Raw genomic sequence first — 17,308 nt, 5'->3', positions numbered from 1 at the left:
GGCGGCGGGCCGATGGCGGACCCGCCGCTGACCGCCGAGGCGATGGTCGAGGCGATCCTGCGCCACCCCAGCTACCTGGAGGCGGTCCAGGATGTGGCCTTCCTGCATGAGCCGGAAACCCGCGGTGTCCGGCTGCAACTGGATTACCTGAAGGCCGAGCTGCTGCTGCGCCAGCACGATGTTGCCCATACGATCGTCGTGTTCGGTGGCACGCGCCTGATGGAGCCGGCGGTGGCGGAGCAGCGCCTGGCTGCCGTGGAGGCGGCGCTGGCGGCCGATCCGGATAGCGATGAGCTGCGCCAGGATCGCGCCATCGCGCGACGCCGGGTGGAGAAGGCGCATTTCTACGACGTCGCCCGCGCCTTCGGCCGCCTCGTCGGCGCGGCGTCGCAATGCGGCCGGAACGGGCGCATCCTGATCATGACCGGTGGTGGCCCGGGTGCCATGGAAGCCGCCAACCGCGGCGCGCATGACAATGGCTGCCAGTCGATCGGGTTGAACATCACGCTGCCGCATGAGCAGATACCGAACGCGTACCTGTCGCCGGAACTGTCCTTCAGCTTCCACTACTTCGCGATCCGCAAGCTGCACTTCGTGCTCCGCGCCCGGGCTCTGGTGGTGTTTCCCGGCGGCTACGGCACGCTGGACGAACTGTTCGAGATCCTGACCCTGGTGCAGACGCGCAAGCTGGCCCCGCTGCCCATCATCCTGGTGGGGGAGGCGTATTGGCGGCGCGTCTTCAACGCCGATGTGCTGGTCGAGGAAGGGATGATCGATCCCGCCGACGCGGCGCTGTTTTCCTTCGCCGAGACCGCCGACGGCATCTGGAGCGACATCCTGGCCTGGTATGACCGCGCGGGAACGCCGCTGCTGACCCGATAAACGCGAACAGGTGCGGCCAGCCAGGGCGCGGTAGGCAGTCCGCGCAAGAGTAGTCGGAGGGAACCGGTCCATGCAGCTGACATTCCACGGTGCCGCGCGCACGGTCACCGGCTCCTGCCATCTCGTGGAGGCGCGTGGCCAGCGCATCCTGATCGATTGCGGCATGGTCCAGGGCGGCCGCGCGGTGGAGGAGGAGAATGCCGGACCGTTCGGCTTCGATCCGGCCTCGATCGACACGGTGCTGCTGACCCATGCGCATCTCGATCATTGCGGCCGGCTGCCGCTGCTGGTGAAGCGGGGCTTCCGCGGCCGCATCATTGCCACCGCGGCGACGCGCGACCTGGCCCGGATCGTCATGCTGGACGCGGCGCACCTGCAGGAGGAGGAGGCTCGGCGCGCCACACGCCGGGCCCAGCGCCACGGCAAGGAAAGGCCGGAGGTGCAGCCGCTGTATTCGGTGATCGACGCGCTGGATGCGATGGACCGGTTCGAGGGCAGCGTGGCGTATCGGGAGGCGAAGCGCCTTGGCGACGGGTTGCGCGCGACCTTCTTCGATGCCGGCCATATCCTCGGCTCCGCCAGCATCCTGCTGGAGGAGGAGACGCCCACGGGTTCGGCGTCGGTGCTGTTCTCGGGGGATATCGGCGGCCCGGGGCATCCGCTGCTCGCCGATGCGGCGCCGCCGCCACGTGCCGACGCCGTGGTGATGGAGACGACGTACGGCGACCGGCTGCACCGGCCCTACAAGGCGTCACTCGACGAGTTTCACGACGCCATCCACGGGACCTTTGCCCGGGGCGGCAACGTCATCATCCCGACCTTCGCGCTGGAGCGGGCACAGGAGATTCTGTTTGTGCTGCGCGACGGCGTCGCGACGCGGCGATTGCAGGCGTCGACACAGGTCTTCCTCGACTCGCCGATGGCCATCTCGGCGACCGACGTGTTCCGGCGGCATCCGGAATGCTATGGTTCAACCCTGGCCGCCCTGTTTGCGCGTGGAGAGGATCCGTTCGCGGTACCTGGCCTGCACTTCACCCGCGAGACCTCGGAATCGATGGCGATCAACCGCATCGTGGGCGGGGCGATCATCATGGCCGGATCAGGCATGTGTACCGGCGGACGGGTGCGGCACCATCTGAAGCACAACCTGTATCGGCCGGATGCCGGCATCATCTTCGTCGGTTTCGCCGCGCAGGGCACGCTCGCCCGCAAGATCATCGACGGTGCCCGGTCGGTGGATCTGTTCGGGGAAGAAATACCGGTGCGGGCGCGGATTCACACCATCAACGGATTTTCCGCGCATGCCGATCAGGCGGAGCTGCTGGCGTGGCGCCACGCGATCGCCGGGGTGCGGACGACCTTCCTGGTGCATGGGGAGGAGAAGGCGATGGCGGCTTTCGCGCCGATGGTCGGCAATGGACGGGTGGAGATGCCGACGCAGCATCAGACGTTCAAGGTTTAGGCCGCCGGGGCGGCGCTCCACCGCCACGGCGCCTTTCAAGCCGCCGGCCCGCGCCGGTTTGCGGGGGGTGCCTCGGCCTACGTGAAGTTCTCTTGCAGAAACCCCAGGGCGGGCAGGGGGCGCCAGGATCGGGGCAGTTCCGCCCGCTTGATGGGCTTTATCGAGTAAAACGGCGCCGGGCGCCGGGAACTCCGCAGAAAATTCGCGTAATCCTTGACCTGCTGTTCACGCCATTCCCGGTCGGACTGAGCGGCGAGGCGACTGCTGAACACCGCGGCAACGCGGCTCGTCCGTCCGATCGACGCGATGACCGCCCAAAGCTGGTCCTCGCGATAGTGGCTCAGACTCACAGGCTCAACCATGGGATGGAGGCTGACCTGATGCGCGGCGGAGATCAAGAGGGATCGCAAAAGCCGACGGCATGATCGGGGTACGCATGCATCAGGAGGCGCCGGTCGCCGTTTCGTCAAGGACTTCCGCCTCGATCGCGTCCAGCAGGCGGGCCGGAAACCAGCGGGGCATGCCCATGGAGATGAAGACGATCCGGGTGCCGGTATCCTCGCCTGGCCAGCGGTCGAGGAAATCGGGCGGCGAGACGACGTGGCGGACGCCATGGATCACCGCGGGCCGACCGGGCATTTCCGCGATGCCGATCAGACCCTTCATCCGCAGCAGCCTGGCACCGGCATGTTCGGCCAATGCCTGCAGAAACAGGGTCAGGGCCAGGGCGGGCAGGGGCGCATCCCGTTGCAGCACGATATTCTGGATCCCCGCCGTGTGATCCGCCGGCATCGGCGGCAGCTCTGCCAGGCGGGCCGCCAGCGCGTCGACCGGCCGCGGCTGGAAGAACAGGGCGGGCGCAGCCTCGGCGGTGGTCTGCACCTCGGCGCCCGGGTTCAGCGCCCGGATCGTGTCCATCAGCGCGGCGGCCGGCGCCGCGACGTCTGTCTTGCTGAGCAACAACCAGTCGGCCACGGCGAGCTGGTGCCGAGCGGCCGGGTGCTCGTGGAGAGTGGTCGGGCCGTGGACGCTGTCGATGACGGTGATGACCGAGGTCAACGCATGGGTCTGGGCCAGCGCCGCGTCGGTCATCAGCGCGTGCAGGATCGGGGCGGGTTCGGCAAGGCCCGAGGTCTCGATCAGCACGCGGTCATAAGCGGCGGTCCCGGCGGCGCGCCGGGTGTGCAGGTCCAGCAGGGTGCGGGCAAGATCGGTCTGCACCGCGCAGCACAGGCAGCCGGTGGTCAGCGCCAGCAGGCTCTCATCGCTGCTGGCGATCAGGTCGTGGTCGAGCCCGATCTCCCCGAACTCATTGACGATGACGGCGGTGCCGGCGAGCGCGGGATCGCGCAGCAGGCGGCTGATCAGCGTGGTCTTGCCGCTGCCCAGGAAGCCGGTGACGATTGATACAGAGATGGGCGATACGGAAATGGGCGATACGGGGATGGACCTCGCCTGGTCCTGCATGGCGCCCGTCGCGGCATGTGTCATGACGGCCGTCCCGCAGGCCGCCGGATGCGAGCCCGGCGACAGCGCCCGCGCCCATGGCGGCGGCTGGAAGCCTCCGGCTTTTCCGATACCGGCCGGCTTGCCGTCGACATTTGCCCGCCGCGATCGCGGCGGGTGCCGTCGCCCGCTATCGACATGCGCCTCCCATCAGCCGTTCGGCGCCGGCACCGCCGGCGGTGTCAGGCCCAGTTCCCTTGCGGTGGCGCAGATCGCCGCCCAGGTGTCGGGCTGCAGCGGGATGCCGTCGCGCAGCCGCGCCTCCCGTGTGCGGTTTTCCGGTTCGCCGGGGATCAGCACTTCGGCCCCCGCCTCGGCCGGGCGGGACGCCTTCACATAGCGGGCATAGTCCAACGCGGCCTGGGAAAAGCCGGTGCTGCCGAAGCTGCCGGGCGAGAGATAGATCGACAGCATGCCGTTGGCGATACGTCCGCGCTTGCCGCCGGGGATCGGCCCGGACGTGCCGCCGCCGGTCAGGCAGCCGGCCAGCAGCTCGCACATGAAGGCGAGGCCCGACCCCTTGTGCTCCCCGAACGCCCGCAGCGCCCCCTCACCGTTGGCGGAGTTGCGGACATGGGTGCCGGCGATCTCGCCATACAGCATGCGCGGATCGGCCGAGAGGGTGCCATCCGGGCCGATCAGCGATCCGTGCGGTACCGGCTTGCCGCCGTTGGAGGCGACCAGCACCTTGCCTTCGGCGACCAGTGAGGTGGCGAAATCCAGGATGATCGGTCCCTTGTCGGTGGGCACGCCGATGCAGATCGGGTTGGTGGAGAAACGGCGATCGACACCGCCATAGGGCGCGACCAGCTCACCGGCCTGGACGTTGACGAAGTGGATGGAGATCAATCCGGCGGCGGCGGCCCGCTCACCCCAATCGCCGATGCGGCCTATGTGGCCGGCATTGCGCAGGCCGATCGCCGCCATGCCGGCGGACCGGGCCTTGGCGATGCCATGATCGACCGCCAGCGGACCGATCGTCTGGCCGAAGCCGTAATTGCCGTCCAGGATCGCCTGGGTCGGGGTCTCGTGCACCACGGTCAGCTCCTGGCCGGCGCGGACCTTGCCTTCCTGCAACCACAGGATGTAGCGCGGCGTGCGGATGACGCCGTGGCTGTCATGGCCGGTCAGGTTGGCGGACAGCAGATGATGCGCGATGCGGTCGCCCTCGGCGCGCTCGCACCCCGCGGCGGTGAAAATATCGCTGATGAAGCCTTGCAGAATGGGGACGGGGACGGTGGTGGTTGCGGCCATGAAGGTCCTCGGGGTTCCTTTTCGAGATCGTGCTGCGGCAAGGGGCCGTGGTCCCATCCGTCCCAGGCCGATCGCGGGCTGGGGCGTAGGCGCGAGCTGGGGCGTAGGCGCGGGTGGGGCGTGGGCACGGGGATGGGGGCCAGCGGGTCACGATGCGGTGACCCGGACAAGCCGGGACGCGACGCGGGTCAACGGGCCGCGTCTCCGGCCGTGCGCGCCGACGTCTACACGACGACGCCGCTGTCCTTCTCCATCAGGTGCATCTGGTTCAGGTCCGCCGTCAGCGGCAGCAATTCGCCGGGTTCCGCGTGGGTCGACGGATCGACGCGGGCGCAGACAGGGGCTCCGTCGACGAAGAAATGCACCATGGTTTCCATGCCCATCGGCTCCACCACGTCGGTCAGCAGATCGACACGGGCCCAGTTGGGCTTGCTCTGTTCGTGGTATTCGAACAGGTGCTCCGGCCGCAGGCCCAGCACCATCTCCTTGCCCTTGTACTTGCCGTAGCGGTCCACACGGTCCGGCGGCACCGGCAGGACGATCTGGTCTGCCACCTTGATCGCCAGGCCGCCGCCATTGCCGTCCTGCACCCGGCACGGCAGGAAGTTCATCGCCGGCGAGCCGATGAAGCCGGCGACGAAACGGGTGCGGGGGTTGTGATACAGCTCTTGCGGGGAACCGACCTGCTCGATCACGCCGTGGTTCATCACCACCACGCGGTCGGCCAGGGTCATGGCCTCCACCTGGTCGTGCGTCACATAGACCGTGGTGGTGCGGACCGTCTGGTGCACCTTCTTGATCTCGGTGCGCATCTGTACGCGCAGCTTGGCGTCCAGGTTCGACAGCGGCTCATCGAACAGGAACACTTTCGGGTTGCGCACGATGGCCCGTCCCATCGCGACACGCTGGCGCTGGCCGCCCGACAGGGCGCGCGGCTTGCGTTCCAGCAGCGGGGCGATGTCCAGAATGCGTGCCGCCTCATCCACCCGGCGCTTGATCTCGTCCTTCGGGAACTTCCGCAGCTTCAGGCCGAACGCCATGTTGTCGAACACGGACATATGTGGATACAGCGCGTAGTTCTGGAACACCATCGCGATGTCGCGGTCGCGCGGCGGCACGTCGTTCACGACGTTGCCGCCGATCCAGATCTCGCCGCCGGTGATTTCCTCCAGCCCCGCGATCATGCGCAGCGTGGTGGACTTGCCGCAGCCCGAGGGACCGACGAGCACCACGAACTCATGATCGGCGATCTCCAGGTCGATCCCCTTCACCGCTTGGACGCCGCCGTCGTACTCCTTGACGACTTTCCGGCAGGATACTTCAGCCATGGTTTCCCTGTTTCCTTGTCTGCTCGGTTGGAAGGGGTCAGCCCTTGGTCGCGCCGGCGGTCAGGCCGGCCACATAGTAGTCCATCAGGAACGCGTAGATGATGATCGGCGGCAGTGATGCCAGCAGGCACGCGGCCATGATCTTGCCCCACTGGAACACGTCGCCGCGGATCAGGTCCGAAATGATCCCGACGGTCAGCACCATCTGGTTCGACGTGTAGAGATAGGCCAGCGGATACAGGAAGGCGCCCCAGGAGACAGTGAAGGCGAAGATCGTCGCGGCGATGATGCCGGGCATCGCCACCGGAATGAAGATCTTCGTCAGGATCTGCAGGTAGCCGGCACCGTCGATCAGCGCGGCCTCATCCAGCTCCTTGGGGATGGAGCTGAAATAGCCGATCATGATCCAGGTGCAGAACGGCACCGCCAGGGTCGGGTACAGCAGTACCAGGCACCAGACATTGTTGATCATGCCGATGGCGCCGACGATCTGGAACAGCGGGATGAACAGCAGCGAGGGCGGGATCAGGTAGGTCAGGAACACGCTGGTGGACAGCGTCTGGCTGCCCCAGAACCCCATGCGGGCCAGGCTGAACGCCGCCATCACCGAAATCACCATGGAAAAGACCACGGTCAGCACGGTGACGATCACCGAGTTCAGGTAGAAGGTCTGAAACGCCGGATAGGTGATCAGGTACCAGAAATTCTCCAGCGTCGGGTGGTGCACGATCCACGGGCTGCCGCTCTGCGCCGAGATCTCGGCCGACGACTTCAGGCTGGTCATCAGCGTGTAAAAGGGCGGCACCAGGAACATGATCACGAAGATGGCCAGGGCGATATAGCTGCCCCACAGCGCCCACAGCCGTTGCCGGTGCAGCGAGTGCTTCGGCGGACGGGAGGCGGCGCGCGATGCCGCCCCGTTCATGGTGGTGGCGCTCATGCCGCGATCTCCTTCGTGCGCTTGTTGACGCCGCGCAGTACGAAGAACGCCGCGACGGCCAGGATCGGGAACATGAACAGGCTGACCGAGGCGCCCAGCGGGATGTCGCCCGACTGGATGCCGACCTGGAACGCGTAGGTGGCGAACACGTGGGTCATGTCCTGCGGTCCGCCGGCGGTCAGGATGCGGACAATGTCGAAGTCCGCGAAAGTGACGATCAGGCTGAACAGCACGGTGATGGCGATGATGTTGCGCATCATCGGCAGGGTGACGAAGAACAGCTTCTGCATCGCGCCGGCGCCGTCGATCGCCGCCGCCTCGTAGAGCTGTTCCGGCACCGATTTCAGTGCGGCGAGATACATGATCATGAAGAACGGCGTGCCGTACCACACGTTCACCGTGATGGTGCACAGCCGGGCGATCCAGCCGACACCCAGCCAGGGCACGCTGGCGAAGCCCATCTGGTTCAGGATCCAGTTGAAGGCGGAATAGGAGGGGTCGAACATCCACCACCAGGTCAGCGTGGAGAGCGCCAGCGGAATGACCCACGGCACCAGCAGCAGCCCGCGCCAGATGCGCTGGTTGGTGCCGGGGATGTTGTGCATCAGATGCGCCAGGATGAAGCCGATCAGCGCCTTCAGCACCACCGACGTGATGGCGAACAGGCAGCTTTGGAAGATGACGAGCTGGAACGTGTTCCGCTTCAGCAGGAACGCGAAGTTGCTCAGCCCCACGAAGCTGGTCATCTTCTTGTTCAGCATGCTGAGGTAGATCGCGTAGAAGGCCGGATACACGACGAACGCCGCGATCAGCAGGATCAGCGGCAGGCACAGCAGAAACGCCGTCGTCGAGCGCTGGCTCGCGATACTTCGCAGGCTGCGTCGCCTGGCCGCCTGACCGGCTGGCGCGATCGCGCCGATCGGTACACTGGTTCCGTCTGCCACTCTAGTCCCTCCCTGTGATCCGTTCTTCGTGACGCGTGGGGCATGAGCGGAGGCATGCCGAGCCCCGATCATGCCTCAAAATTTCGCCGATGTCAGGACGCCATTCACGGCGGCCGTCGCGGGCCGCGCCGATCGCTCCGTCATCGGGCTCCGCCGAGCCGGTCGTTGCCGGCTCGGCCGTATCGCCTTGAAAACATGACAGAATCAGGATGACTCCATCATGCCCCGCCACGTCTTGCCTCAAGAGCGCGATGCACGCCGTCCGCGCTTGGCGTCGGGCGATCGCGCTCTATCGGGTGAAGCCTTCCAGCTCATCATTCGCCCAGGCGATCACCTGGTCGATCGACTGGCCGCTTTTCAGCTTCGCCAGCATCGTCGGCATGGTGCCGCGGTTGTAGATCTGCACCGCGATATCGGGCGGCGCGGGCAGGGCGGCGATATGCGCCTTGGTCTGGTGGAACGGCCGCAGCGGATAGTTGTATACCGTGCCGACCGGCGGCCCGGCCTCCTGCCACACCTTGAAGTCCAGCATGGAATCGAAGGGCGGCACGTCGTAGCCGACCACCGCGTCGCAGCGCTGCTGCACCTGGTCGCGCTGCATCAGCGCGATGATCAGCTCCTTGCCCGCGCTCTTGTTCTTGGCGAAGGACCAGACGCCCCAGAAAAACGGCAGATATGGCTCGAACCGACCGGCCGGGCCCTTGGGCGCGGGGAAGGACCAGCAATCCTCGGCGATCTGCGGGGCATCGCGCTTGGCCACCGCCCAGGCCGAGGGCGGGTTCCAGATCAGCGCGCTCTTGCCCGCGATCAGCGCGCGGTTGTTCGATGCGTCGTCGAAGCTGACGGCGTCGTCGGGCAGGGCCTTGACCAGCTTCTGGCCGAATTCCAGCACCTGCCGCACCTTGTCCGACTTCACCGTGATCGTGCCGTCCTTGTCCACCAGCTCGGCGCCGAAGGCGGCGAACAACGTGCCGGCGGTGTCGACGGAATCCGACGTGGTGCCCAGCCCGATGGCAAACGGGAAGCCGGCCTTCTTCAGGTCCTCGGCGGCCTTCAGATGGGCATCCCAGGTCCAGTCGTCCGACGCCTTGGTGTGTTCGGGTTTCGCCGGATACATCGCCTGGATATCGAGACCGGCATGCTGCTTCAGCAGGCTGATGCGCCCGCACGGCCCCTTGTACTGCGTGCCGGAGGAAGTCGGCACGGCACGCCAGCTGCCCTTGACTTTCGCCAAATAGTTGCAGACGCCGTTCACCGGTCCGTACTGGCCGGTTAGCGTCTTCATCACGTCGTCGAGCGCTTCCAGGTTTTCGGCGTTGTTGAGGACTTCCCAGGTGGGGAACGCCATGACGTCATGGCCGGTTTTGGCCTGTGCCTCGGCGGCGATGGTCAACAGGTTCTTGTTGCCGATCGAGGTCACGAAGTCCGCCTGGACCTCCACCTGGTTCTTGGCGCCCCAGGCCTCGACCTGCTTCTTCATCACGTCATTGCCGGCGGGAACCCAGTGATCCCAGAATGCTATCGATACCTTTCCGGCCGCGCGTCCGCTGCGGATATGGACCAGGGGCAGGGCTGCGCTTGCCGCGGCCAGTTTCAAGACCTTACGCCGCGTTGTTCCAGCCGTCTCAGTCGTCTTAGTCAAAGCCACGTCGCATCCTTCCCATGTTCGAGCATAGACCTGTCCGGCGGGCACCCTGCCCGCCCGGCGCAGCGGAGAGTCCGGGCACCTGCCGACCGTCGCATCCGTCGGCCAGACCGTTGCCCGGAAGCCATTGGGACATCCCAACCGGGGCACATCCAACCAGGACCGGTCCTGGAAAACGGACTCGCTCAGACCGGCCAAGCGTGCTGCCAATGACGGTAGTCATCGCTTGACAGTATCGGCGCGCGCAGGGCGTTCCAGTTTCTTTTTCTTAAGTTGTCGCACGCTAGCGTCACACATTCGCCATGGCAACGCACTTTCGATGGAAGCGGAAGCGATGGGGCCCCATCCCGGTCGCCGGCGGCACGGGGCCGCATCGGCGCACCGCGGCACGCGCCAATACAGCATCGCCAGCCGGCTGCGCATCCGTCGTCTTTCCAGGCCCTGGTGTCGTGCATCGACGTCAGGCGCATGCCGCACGGCAACCGGGGCATCCGATGCGCGCCGACCGGTTGGGCGGCGGGGCGGAGACTGGCCGGACGAAGCGGATGCCCTGTCATGTGGTTTCGCTTTCCAAGCGATCGGGAAAGAAATTATCCTTTCGCAAGTCAGAGCGCCGGGGCAATCGTCATTCAGCCATACCTTAAAGTGGCTGTCCGAGACCTATCCGACAGAGCCGCAGGAGGACCTTGTGCCGGTAACGTTTTTTGATCCGGCCGAAAAGAACGACTTCGGCTACAAGCAGTTATATATCGTCAGCGCACCGATGGTTGCGGAATTGCTGGATGGGAGCGTTCGCACCCTCGATGAGCGCCGGTCCGCCGCGCATCAGCGCCAGCGCGGCAAGCTGAACGATCCGGTGCCTCTCTATGGCGGCGGCGCGAAGCCGGACGAAAACACGTTGATCGTCATCAGCCAGGGCGGCTGATCGCGGCGGATGGCGGCTGCCTGGTGACGGCGGTCTCTGGTGAAGCCGGTCTAATGACCGCCGCCGCCCGCCGGGGCGCCGCGCAGATGCGCCGGCGTGCGCAGCATCAGCGCGGCCAGGGCCGCCAGCGCCAATGCCGCGCCCATCGCCAGGAACGTGTCGCTGAACCCCATGATCAGCGCCTGCTGACGCACGCCGCGACCGATCGCGATCACCGCGCGCCGCACGGAAGCGGCCTCGTCGCTGACGCCATGGCTCATGAAATACGCCGTCAATGTCTCGATGCGCTGGCGGGTTTCCTGGTCGAACAGGGAGATGTTGTAGGTCAGGATGTTGGAATGAAACTGTTCCCGCTGCGTCAGGAAGGTCTGCAGCATGGCGATGCCGAAGGCGCCGCCCAGGTTGCGGGTCATGTTGAACAGCGCCGAGGCAGAGCCGGCCTGCGCCGCCTCGATGCCGGCGGTGGCCAGAGCCGATAGCGGCGAGAAGGCCAGTGCCTGGCCCAGCGCGCGCACCAGGTTCGGCACCAGCAACTGGTCGGCGCCCGAATCCGCGGTCAGATGGATGTTCATGAAGTTGCTGACGGCGAACAGTCCCAGCCCGGCCGCGACCAGCAGCCGCGCATCGATCCAGCGCATCAGCTTTGGCACCAGCGGGATCAGGAGCAGTTGCGGCAGGCCCATCCAGGCCAGCACCCAGCCGATCTGCAACGAGTTGTAGCCCTGCACCCGCGCCAGGTACTGCGGCAGGATATACGCGGAGCCATACAATGAGATGCCGAGCAGGGTGTTGGCGATCAGTCCGAACCCGAAATTGCGGCGCGCGATCAGGCGGAGGTTCAGCAGGGGGCGCGCGACGATCAGCTCGATGACGATGAAGGCGGCCAACGACACCCCGGCGATGATCGACAGCTTCACGATGAAAGGGGAACCGAACCAGTCTTCCTTGTTGCCCTCCTCCAGCACCGTCTGCAGCGTGCCAAGGCCGATCGCCATCGTCGCGATACCGGCCCAGTCGCCCTGGCGCAGCAGCGACAGCCGCATCGGCGCCTTGTCCAGGGTCGCCCACAGCATGCCGACCATCAGCAGGCCGGGGACCAGATTGATATAGAAAATGGACTTCCAGCTATACAGCTCCGTCAGGTAGCCGCCGATGGTCGGGCCGATGGCGGGGGCGAAGGTCGCCGACAGGGAAAACAGCGCCAGTCCCACGGGTTGTTTCGGGCGCGGCAGGAAGGTGATGATGATCAGGAACGCCAGCGGGATCAGCACGCCACCGGAGAAGCCCTGGATCGCACGCAGAACGATCATCTGGCCCAGGTTCTGCGCGTAGGCGCAGGCGATAGAGAACACCAGGAACAGGATCGCGTTGGTCAGCAGATAGCGGCGCAGGGAAAACACTTGGGCCAGGAAGCCGGTCAACGGAATCACCACGATCTCGGCCACCAGATAGGCGGTGGAAATCCAGGCGCCGTCATCCGCGCCGGCGCCGATCGCGCCCTGGATGTCGGCCAGGGACGCGTTCACGATCAAGATGTTCAGCACCGCCATGAAGGCACCCAGCGTGGCGCCGCCTACCGCGACCCAGGTGCGGATGGTGCCGGCCCGGTCGGGGGTGGCGGCCGCGGTGACGGCGGTGGCCATCGCCTAGCGGCGATCCGGGGCGGGGGAGGCCGGCGCCGCTTCGCCCGGCGGGACATTACCCGGAGGCGCGGTGGCATCCGGCCGCGTGTCGATCACCGGAATGACCGACATGCCGGCGCGCAGCCGGGCGCCGCGGGCAGAATCGTCCAGCACGATCTTCACCGGAATCCGCTGCACGATCTTGGTGAAATTGCCGGTGGCATTGTCCGGCGGCAGCAGCGCGAACTCCAGCCCGCTGGCGGGGGCGATGCTGTCGACATGGCCGGTGATCAGCAGGTCGGGCAGGCCGTCCACGGTGATCCGCACCGGTTGGCCGGGATGCACGTGCGCGAGCTGGGTTTCCTTGTAGTTCGCCAGCACGTAGGCGGCGTTCAGCGGCACCACCGCCATCAGCTGCGTGCCGGTGGTGACGTACTGGCCGACGCGCACGGAGCGCGCGCCGACCGTGCCGTCGACCGGCGCGGTGATCGCCGTATAACCCAGGTTCAGCTCCGCCTGGCGCAGCACCGCGCTGGCCCTGGCGACCTGCGCCTCGGCCTGGGCACGAGAGGTCGTCAGCACGTCGATCTTGCGTTCCTCGGCGGTGACCGCCGATTCGTCCCGCTGGACCCGCGCGGTGAGTTCGTCGAGCTGCGCCCTGGATTGCTGTGCCCGCTGCATGGTGCCGGCGCCGGTCCTGACCAGGTTCTGGTAGCGGTCGGCGTCGGCCTGGGCGAAGGCGAGGCTGGCCTTGGTGGCGGCGAGCGTGGCCCGGGCCTGGCCGATCTCGGCCTTCTGCAGGTTGATCTGGGCGTTGATGTTGCCAACCGCGGCCTGGGCGGCGGCGACATCGGCTCTGGCCTGGTCCAGCGCGGCGCGAAAATCGCGGTCGTCGATGCGCGCCAGCACGTCGCCGGCCGTCACCCGCTGATTGTCGCCGACCAGGACCTGGCTGATATAGCCGGCGACCTTGGGCGCGATCGTGGTGTAGTCGGCCTTCACATAGGCGTCGTCGGTGGAGACCTCATAGCGGCCGAAGCGCCAGTAGTCGTAGCCGAAGCGGCCGGCGGCGGCGGCCAGGACGATGACCAGCGCCAGCACCGCGAGGCGGCGTGCCGGTCCGCGCCGGCGCGGCGCCGGGTGCTGGGACGGCGTTTCGACGTCTGATCCAACGATGCTGTCGCGCGGCATGACGTGGATCACATCCCGCAGTTCCGCCGCCCATGCAATGGCGCCGCCGTGCCGCCCGGCCAGGAGGGCGGTCCGATCAGGGGCTGCGGCGCGCGGCGTTCGCGGTAGGATCGCGGCAAGGAAGACCTGATTCATCGATGACGCCTCGCATATCGGCTACCTGACCAAGCGGTCGCTGCACTACCTGTTCCCGCGCTGGCTGGCGCCGGGCGGCTGGTACGTGATCGAGGATTCCGGCACCGGCTTCCTGCCGGAATATCCCGACGGCGTCGCGTTCACGCCGCCCGATTGGACCAATGCCCAGCCGGGGATGCGGGAATTCCGCGGCAGCCAGTGCGGCATGGTCGGCGTGATCAAGCAGCTGATCGATCATCTGATGCAGGAGCTGTCGATCGGCGCGCCGTTCTATCTGGCGATCGAGCGGCTGATCGTGGAAACCAATATCGCCCTGGTGCGGAAATCGACCCGTCCCGGCGGGGCATGGCCGGGCTATATCAGCGATGCTCCGATGCCGTGGCCGATCCCGCCGCACGCGCTGGGGTGGTGCGGGAGACCGAGCGGGTCGCGGCGGCGCGGGAGGCGGCTGTTGGCTAGGACGCGGTACACGCGATCCTTGCTGACCACGCCGCTCGGCTGACCGAGCTGGAGCGCGTGCTGGCATGTGCGCGCCGCTATCTTGCGCCGCTGTTGTGGCTGCGGCGGCGGTAGGCCGGGGCCGCCGCCAGCGCCGGCCGCGATCACCGGCGGCCTGGCGGGCCGGGCGGCCGGGCGCACTCGACCATTCGCCGACAATCCCTTAACGTTCAGGGACCATCCCCGCGCCCCTCCGGCGCGGGATGCGTAAGAACGCGTGCAATCGGGAGCGATGATGTCAAATCTCAGTTACGCCGCCCCCACCTCGGTGGACGAGGCGGTCAAGGTTCTTGCCGGCGCGTCCGGGCTGGCGAAGGTGATGTCCGGGGGAACCGATCTCCTGGTGCAGCTTCGCTCCGGGCGGGTGAAGCCGGACCTGATCGTCGACACGAAGAAGATCCCGGGCCTGATCGGCATCCGGGAGGAGAATGGCGGCTTCGTGATCGGCGCGGCGACGCCGGGCGCGGTGGTCGAGGCCCATCCGGGCATGAAGGCCGCCTGGCCGGGCGTGGTGGAGGCGCTGGACCTGATCGGTTCGACGCAGGTGCAGGGTCGCTGCTCCCTGGCCGGCAACCTGTGCAACGCCTCTCCGGCGGCCGACAGCGTGCCGGCGATGTTCGCCGCGGGCGCCATCGCCGTGGTCGTCGGGTCCAAGGGCAGGCGCGAAGTGCCGGTGGAACAGATCCCGACCGGTCCCGGCCGCACCTCGCTGGCGAAGGATGAGTTCATCCTGGAATTCAGGTTCCCGCCACGTCCCGCGCGGTCGAGCGACGCGTATCTGCGGTTCATTCCGCGCACGGAAATGGACATCGCGGTGGTCGGCTGCGGCGTCAACGTCACGCTCGACGCCAACGGTGTCTGCACCGCCGCCCGGGTCGCGCTGGGCGCGGTGTCGCCGACGGTGATCCTGGTGCCGGAGGCGGCGAAGGTGCTGATCGGCAACAAGCTGGACGAGGCCACGCTGGCCAAGCTGGACGCCGCCGCACAGGCCGCCGCCAAGCCGATCAGCGACAAGCGCGGCACCGTCGAGTACCGCACCAAGGTGGCCGGCGTGCTCGCGCGCCGCACCGCCGCGATCGCCTTCGATCGCGCCAGCGGCAAATCCTCTGGAAAGGCTCACTGAAACCATGGCCAAGAAGAACTACGTTTCCTGCACGATCAACGGTGAGGCCGTTGAGTATCTGTGCGAGACCCAGCAGACGATGCTGGACGTGCTGCGCGACGTCGTCGGGCTGACCGGCAGCAAGGAAGGCTGCGCGTCGGGTGACTGCGGCGCCTGCTCCATCATGGTGGACGGACGGCTCGTCTGCTCCTGCCTCATGCTGGGCGTCGAGGCCGAGGGCAAGGCGATCACCACGATCGAAGGCATTGCCGAGGGCGACAAGCTGCACCCGATCCAGCAGAAGTTCCTGGAACACGCGGCCTTGCAATGCGGCTTCTGTACCCCAGGGCTGATCGTCGCGGTGAAGGCATTGCTGGACGAGAACCCGAACCCGACGGAAACCGAGGCGCGTTACTGGCTGGCCGGCAATCTGTGCCGCTGCACGGGCTACGACAAGATCATTCGGGCGGTGATGGACGCCGCGGCTGAAATGCGAGGAGAGACCGTAGCATGAACTACATCGACTCGGGCCTGAAAGTCGTCGGCACCCGTCCGGTCCGCCCGGATGGGGTCGACAAGGTGACCGGCCGCGCGGTGTTCGCGGCCGACACCCGCATCAGCGGCATGCTGTGGGGCAAGATCAAGCGCTCGCCGCACGCGCATGCCCGCATCCTGAAGATCGATGCCAGCAAGGCGCTGGCGCTGCCCGGCGTGAAGGCGGTGGTGACCGCCGAGGACCTGCCGGACATCCCGTCGGAGGAGGCGTTCGTCGGCGAGGGGCCGATGAATTTCCGCGACCTGTCGCTGAACGTCCTGGCGCGTGGCAAGGCCCTGTACGAGGGGCACGCGGTGGCGGCGGTGGCGGCGGTCAGCCAGTCGGTCGCCGATGAGGCGCTGGCGCTGATCGACGTGCAGTATGAGGTGCTGCCGCATGTCATCGATGCCGATGAGGCGATGCGGGACGACGCGCCGATCCTGCACGAGGACATGTTCACCCAGGGCGTGAACCCGAAGCCGACCAAGCCGTCGAACATCGCCAAGGTCGTGACCTTCGTGAAAGGCGACGCCGAGGCCGGCTTCAAGGAAGCCGACGTCATCGTCGAGGGCCGCTACACCACCAAGCCGGTGCACCAGGCCTATATCGAGCCGCATGCCTGCGTTTGCAGCTACAACGCCGATGGCCAGGTGAATATCTGGAGCAGCAGCCAGGGCCACTTCATGGTGCGCGCCTACTGCGCCAAGCTGCTCGGCCTGGAGCTGTCCAATATCCGCGCCGTGGCGATGGAGATTGGTGGCGGCTTCGGCGGCAAGACGCTGGTGTATCTGGAGCCGGTGGCGATCGCGCTGTCGAAGAAGGCCGGCCGCCCGGTGAAGATGCAGATGACGCGGGAGGAAGTGTTCCGCGCCTCCGGCCCGACTTCCGGCGCCACGATCGAAGTAAAGATCGGCGCCAAGAAGGACGGCACCATCGTCGCCGCGCAGGAGATACTGAAGTATCAGGCCGGCGCCTTCCCCGGCTCGCCGATCGGCCCCGGCTGCATGTGCGGCTTCGCGATGTACGACATCCCGAACATCGACGTGGTCGGCTATGATGTCGTGTCCAACCGGCCGAAGGTCGCTGCCTATCGTGCACCGGGGGCACCGATCTCCTCCTTCGCGGTGGAGAGTGCGATGGACGACCTGGCCCGCAAGCTGGGCAAAGACCCGATCGAGCTGCGGGAGCAGAATGGTGCGCGCGACGGCACCAAGACGCATTACGGCCCGACGCACCAGAACATCGGCTTCCTCGCCACGCTGAAGGCGGCGAGGGAACACCCGCATTACAAGACGCCGCTGAAGCCCGGCCAGGGCCGCGGTGTTGCGGCTGGCTTCTG

Annotated in this window: 16 protein-coding genes; 7 read left to right on the top strand and 9 right to left on the bottom strand. The window is 66.9% G+C overall.

Features of this window, described 5'->3' with window-relative positions:
- Positions 1-12 precede the first annotated feature (12 nt).
- Together VHC04_RS04340 and VHC04_RS04335 are read left to right on the top strand one after the other, a co-directional pair.
- Positions 13-882 (top strand): LOG family protein, encoded by an 870-nt coding sequence (locus VHC04_RS04340; RefSeq protein ID WP_325678345.1) that lies wholly within the window; start codon positions 13-15, stop codon positions 880-882.
- Between the two features lie 70 nt (positions 883-952).
- Positions 953-2,344, top strand: coding sequence for an MBL fold metallo-hydrolase (locus VHC04_RS04335; protein WP_325678343.1), 1,392 nt, complete (start codon positions 953-955; stop codon positions 2,342-2,344).
- A 77-nt stretch (positions 2,345-2,421) separates the two neighbouring features.
- On the opposite strand, the gene VHC04_RS04330 is transcribed toward VHC04_RS04335, so the two are convergent.
- The 7 genes from VHC04_RS04330 to VHC04_RS04300 all read right to left on the bottom strand — a co-directional run bounded on the left by VHC04_RS04330 (position 2,422) and on the right by VHC04_RS04300 (position 9,958).
- Positions 2,422-2,742: a hypothetical protein gene (locus tag VHC04_RS04330; RefSeq protein ID WP_325678341.1), complete on the bottom strand. Its 321-nt coding sequence runs from the start codon at positions 2,740-2,742 to the stop codon at positions 2,422-2,424.
- 43 nt (positions 2,743-2,785) lie between these two features.
- Entirely contained in the window at positions 2,786-3,835 is a 1,050-nt protein-coding gene (locus VHC04_RS04325) for a CobW family GTP-binding protein (RefSeq protein ID WP_325678339.1), read from the bottom strand.
- A 165-nt stretch (positions 3,836-4,000) separates the two neighbouring features.
- Positions 4,001-5,104, bottom strand: coding sequence for a malate/lactate/ureidoglycolate dehydrogenase (locus tag VHC04_RS04320; RefSeq protein ID WP_325678337.1), 1,104 nt, complete (start codon positions 5,102-5,104; stop codon positions 4,001-4,003).
- 224 nt (positions 5,105-5,328) lie between these two features.
- The gene (locus VHC04_RS04315) at positions 5,329-6,432 is read right to left on the bottom strand and encodes an ABC transporter ATP-binding protein (RefSeq protein WP_325678335.1); all 1,104 of its coding nucleotides are present in this window, start codon (positions 6,430-6,432) and stop codon (positions 5,329-5,331) included.
- A gap of 37 nt (positions 6,433-6,469) precedes the next feature.
- Positions 6,470-7,372: a carbohydrate ABC transporter permease gene (locus tag VHC04_RS04310; protein WP_325678333.1), complete on the bottom strand. Its 903-nt coding sequence runs from the start codon at positions 7,370-7,372 to the stop codon at positions 6,470-6,472.
- A complete protein-coding gene (locus tag VHC04_RS04305) occupies positions 7,369-8,316 on the bottom strand; it encodes a carbohydrate ABC transporter permease (RefSeq protein WP_325678331.1) in 948 nt (315 codons plus the stop codon). Before VHC04_RS04305 ends, VHC04_RS04310 begins: the two co-directional genes overlap by 4 nt.
- A 289-nt stretch (positions 8,317-8,605) precedes the next feature.
- On the bottom strand, positions 8,606-9,958 hold the full coding sequence (locus VHC04_RS04300; protein ID WP_325678329.1) for an ABC transporter substrate-binding protein: 1,353 nt from the start codon (positions 9,956-9,958) through the stop codon (positions 8,606-8,608).
- A 322-nt stretch (positions 9,959-10,280) separates the two neighbouring features.
- On the opposite strand from VHC04_RS04300, the gene VHC04_RS04295 reads away from it, so the two are divergent.
- Entirely contained in the window at positions 10,281-10,886 is a 606-nt protein-coding gene (locus VHC04_RS04295) for a hypothetical protein (protein ID WP_325678327.1), read from the top strand.
- Between the two features lie 50 nt (positions 10,887-10,936).
- On the opposite strand, the gene VHC04_RS04290 is transcribed toward VHC04_RS04295, so the two are convergent.
- Both VHC04_RS04290 and VHC04_RS04285 read right to left on the bottom strand, forming a co-directional pair.
- Positions 10,937-12,529 carry an MDR family MFS transporter gene (locus VHC04_RS04290; protein ID WP_325678325.1) on the bottom strand — a complete coding sequence of 531 codons (1,593 nt, stop codon included), beginning with the start codon at positions 12,527-12,529 and terminating at the stop codon, positions 10,937-10,939.
- A 3-nt stretch (positions 12,530-12,532) separates the two neighbouring features.
- Positions 12,533-13,834, bottom strand: a complete 1,302-nt coding sequence (locus tag VHC04_RS04285; RefSeq protein WP_325678323.1) for an HlyD family secretion protein — start codon at positions 13,832-13,834, stop codon at positions 12,533-12,535.
- A gap of 85 nt (positions 13,835-13,919) precedes the next feature.
- Here VHC04_RS04285 and VHC04_RS04280 point away from each other — a divergent pair, with 85 nt between their 5' ends.
- From VHC04_RS04280 to VHC04_RS04265, 4 genes are all read left to right on the top strand, one after another.
- A complete protein-coding gene (locus VHC04_RS04280) occupies positions 13,920-14,336 on the top strand; it encodes a hypothetical protein (RefSeq protein WP_325678321.1) in 417 nt (138 codons plus the stop codon).
- A gap of 231 nt (positions 14,337-14,567) precedes the next feature.
- Positions 14,568-15,455 (top strand): FAD binding domain-containing protein, encoded by an 888-nt coding sequence (locus tag VHC04_RS04275; protein ID WP_325678319.1) that lies wholly within the window; start codon positions 14,568-14,570, stop codon positions 15,453-15,455.
- A 4-nt stretch (positions 15,456-15,459) separates the two neighbouring features.
- Positions 15,460-15,948 (top strand): (2Fe-2S)-binding protein, encoded by a 489-nt coding sequence (locus tag VHC04_RS04270; protein ID WP_325678317.1) that lies wholly within the window; start codon positions 15,460-15,462, stop codon positions 15,946-15,948.
- Positions 15,945-17,308, top strand: a 1,364-nt coding sequence (locus tag VHC04_RS04265) for a xanthine dehydrogenase family protein molybdopterin-binding subunit (protein WP_325678315.1), incomplete at its 3' end; no start/stop codon positions are given. The genes VHC04_RS04270 and VHC04_RS04265, both read left to right, overlap by 4 nt.

Origin of the sequence: Rhodopila sp. (assembly GCF_035548095.1) — a bacterium.
Classification (GTDB): Bacteria; Pseudomonadota; Alphaproteobacteria; order Acetobacterales; family Acetobacteraceae; genus Rhodopila.
Note: the sequence above shows the minus strand (reverse complement) of the source record. Positions and strands in the feature narration are given on the sequence as shown.

Coding starts and splice junctions, on each gene's coding strand:
- VHC04_RS04275 (WP_325678319.1), top strand. CDS start 14,568: ATGTCAAATCTCAGTTACGCCGCCCCCACCTCGGTGGACGAGGCGGTC.
- VHC04_RS04340 (WP_325678345.1), top strand. CDS start 13: ATGGCGGACCCGCCGCTGACCGCCGAGGCGATGGTCGAGGCGATCCTG.
- VHC04_RS04295 (WP_325678327.1), top strand. CDS start 10,281: ATGGAAGCGGAAGCGATGGGGCCCCATCCCGGTCGCCGGCGGCACGGG.
- VHC04_RS04290 (WP_325678325.1), bottom strand. CDS start 12,529: ATGGCCACCGCCGTCACCGCGGCCGCCACCCCCGACCGGGCCGGCACC.
- VHC04_RS04315 (WP_325678335.1), bottom strand. CDS start 6,432: ATGGCTGAAGTATCCTGCCGGAAAGTCGTCAAGGAGTACGACGGCGGC.
- VHC04_RS04270 (WP_325678317.1), top strand. CDS start 15,460: ATGGCCAAGAAGAACTACGTTTCCTGCACGATCAACGGTGAGGCCGTT.
- VHC04_RS04335 (WP_325678343.1), top strand. CDS start 953: ATGCAGCTGACATTCCACGGTGCCGCGCGCACGGTCACCGGCTCCTGC.
- VHC04_RS04285 (WP_325678323.1), bottom strand. CDS start 13,834: ATGAATCAGGTCTTCCTTGCCGCGATCCTACCGCGAACGCCGCGCGCC.
- VHC04_RS04310 (WP_325678333.1), bottom strand. CDS start 7,372: ATGAGCGCCACCACCATGAACGGGGCGGCATCGCGCGCCGCCTCCCGT.
- VHC04_RS04325 (WP_325678339.1), bottom strand. CDS start 3,835: ATGACACATGCCGCGACGGGCGCCATGCAGGACCAGGCGAGGTCCATC.
- VHC04_RS04320 (WP_325678337.1), bottom strand. CDS start 5,104: ATGGCCGCAACCACCACCGTCCCCGTCCCCATTCTGCAAGGCTTCATC.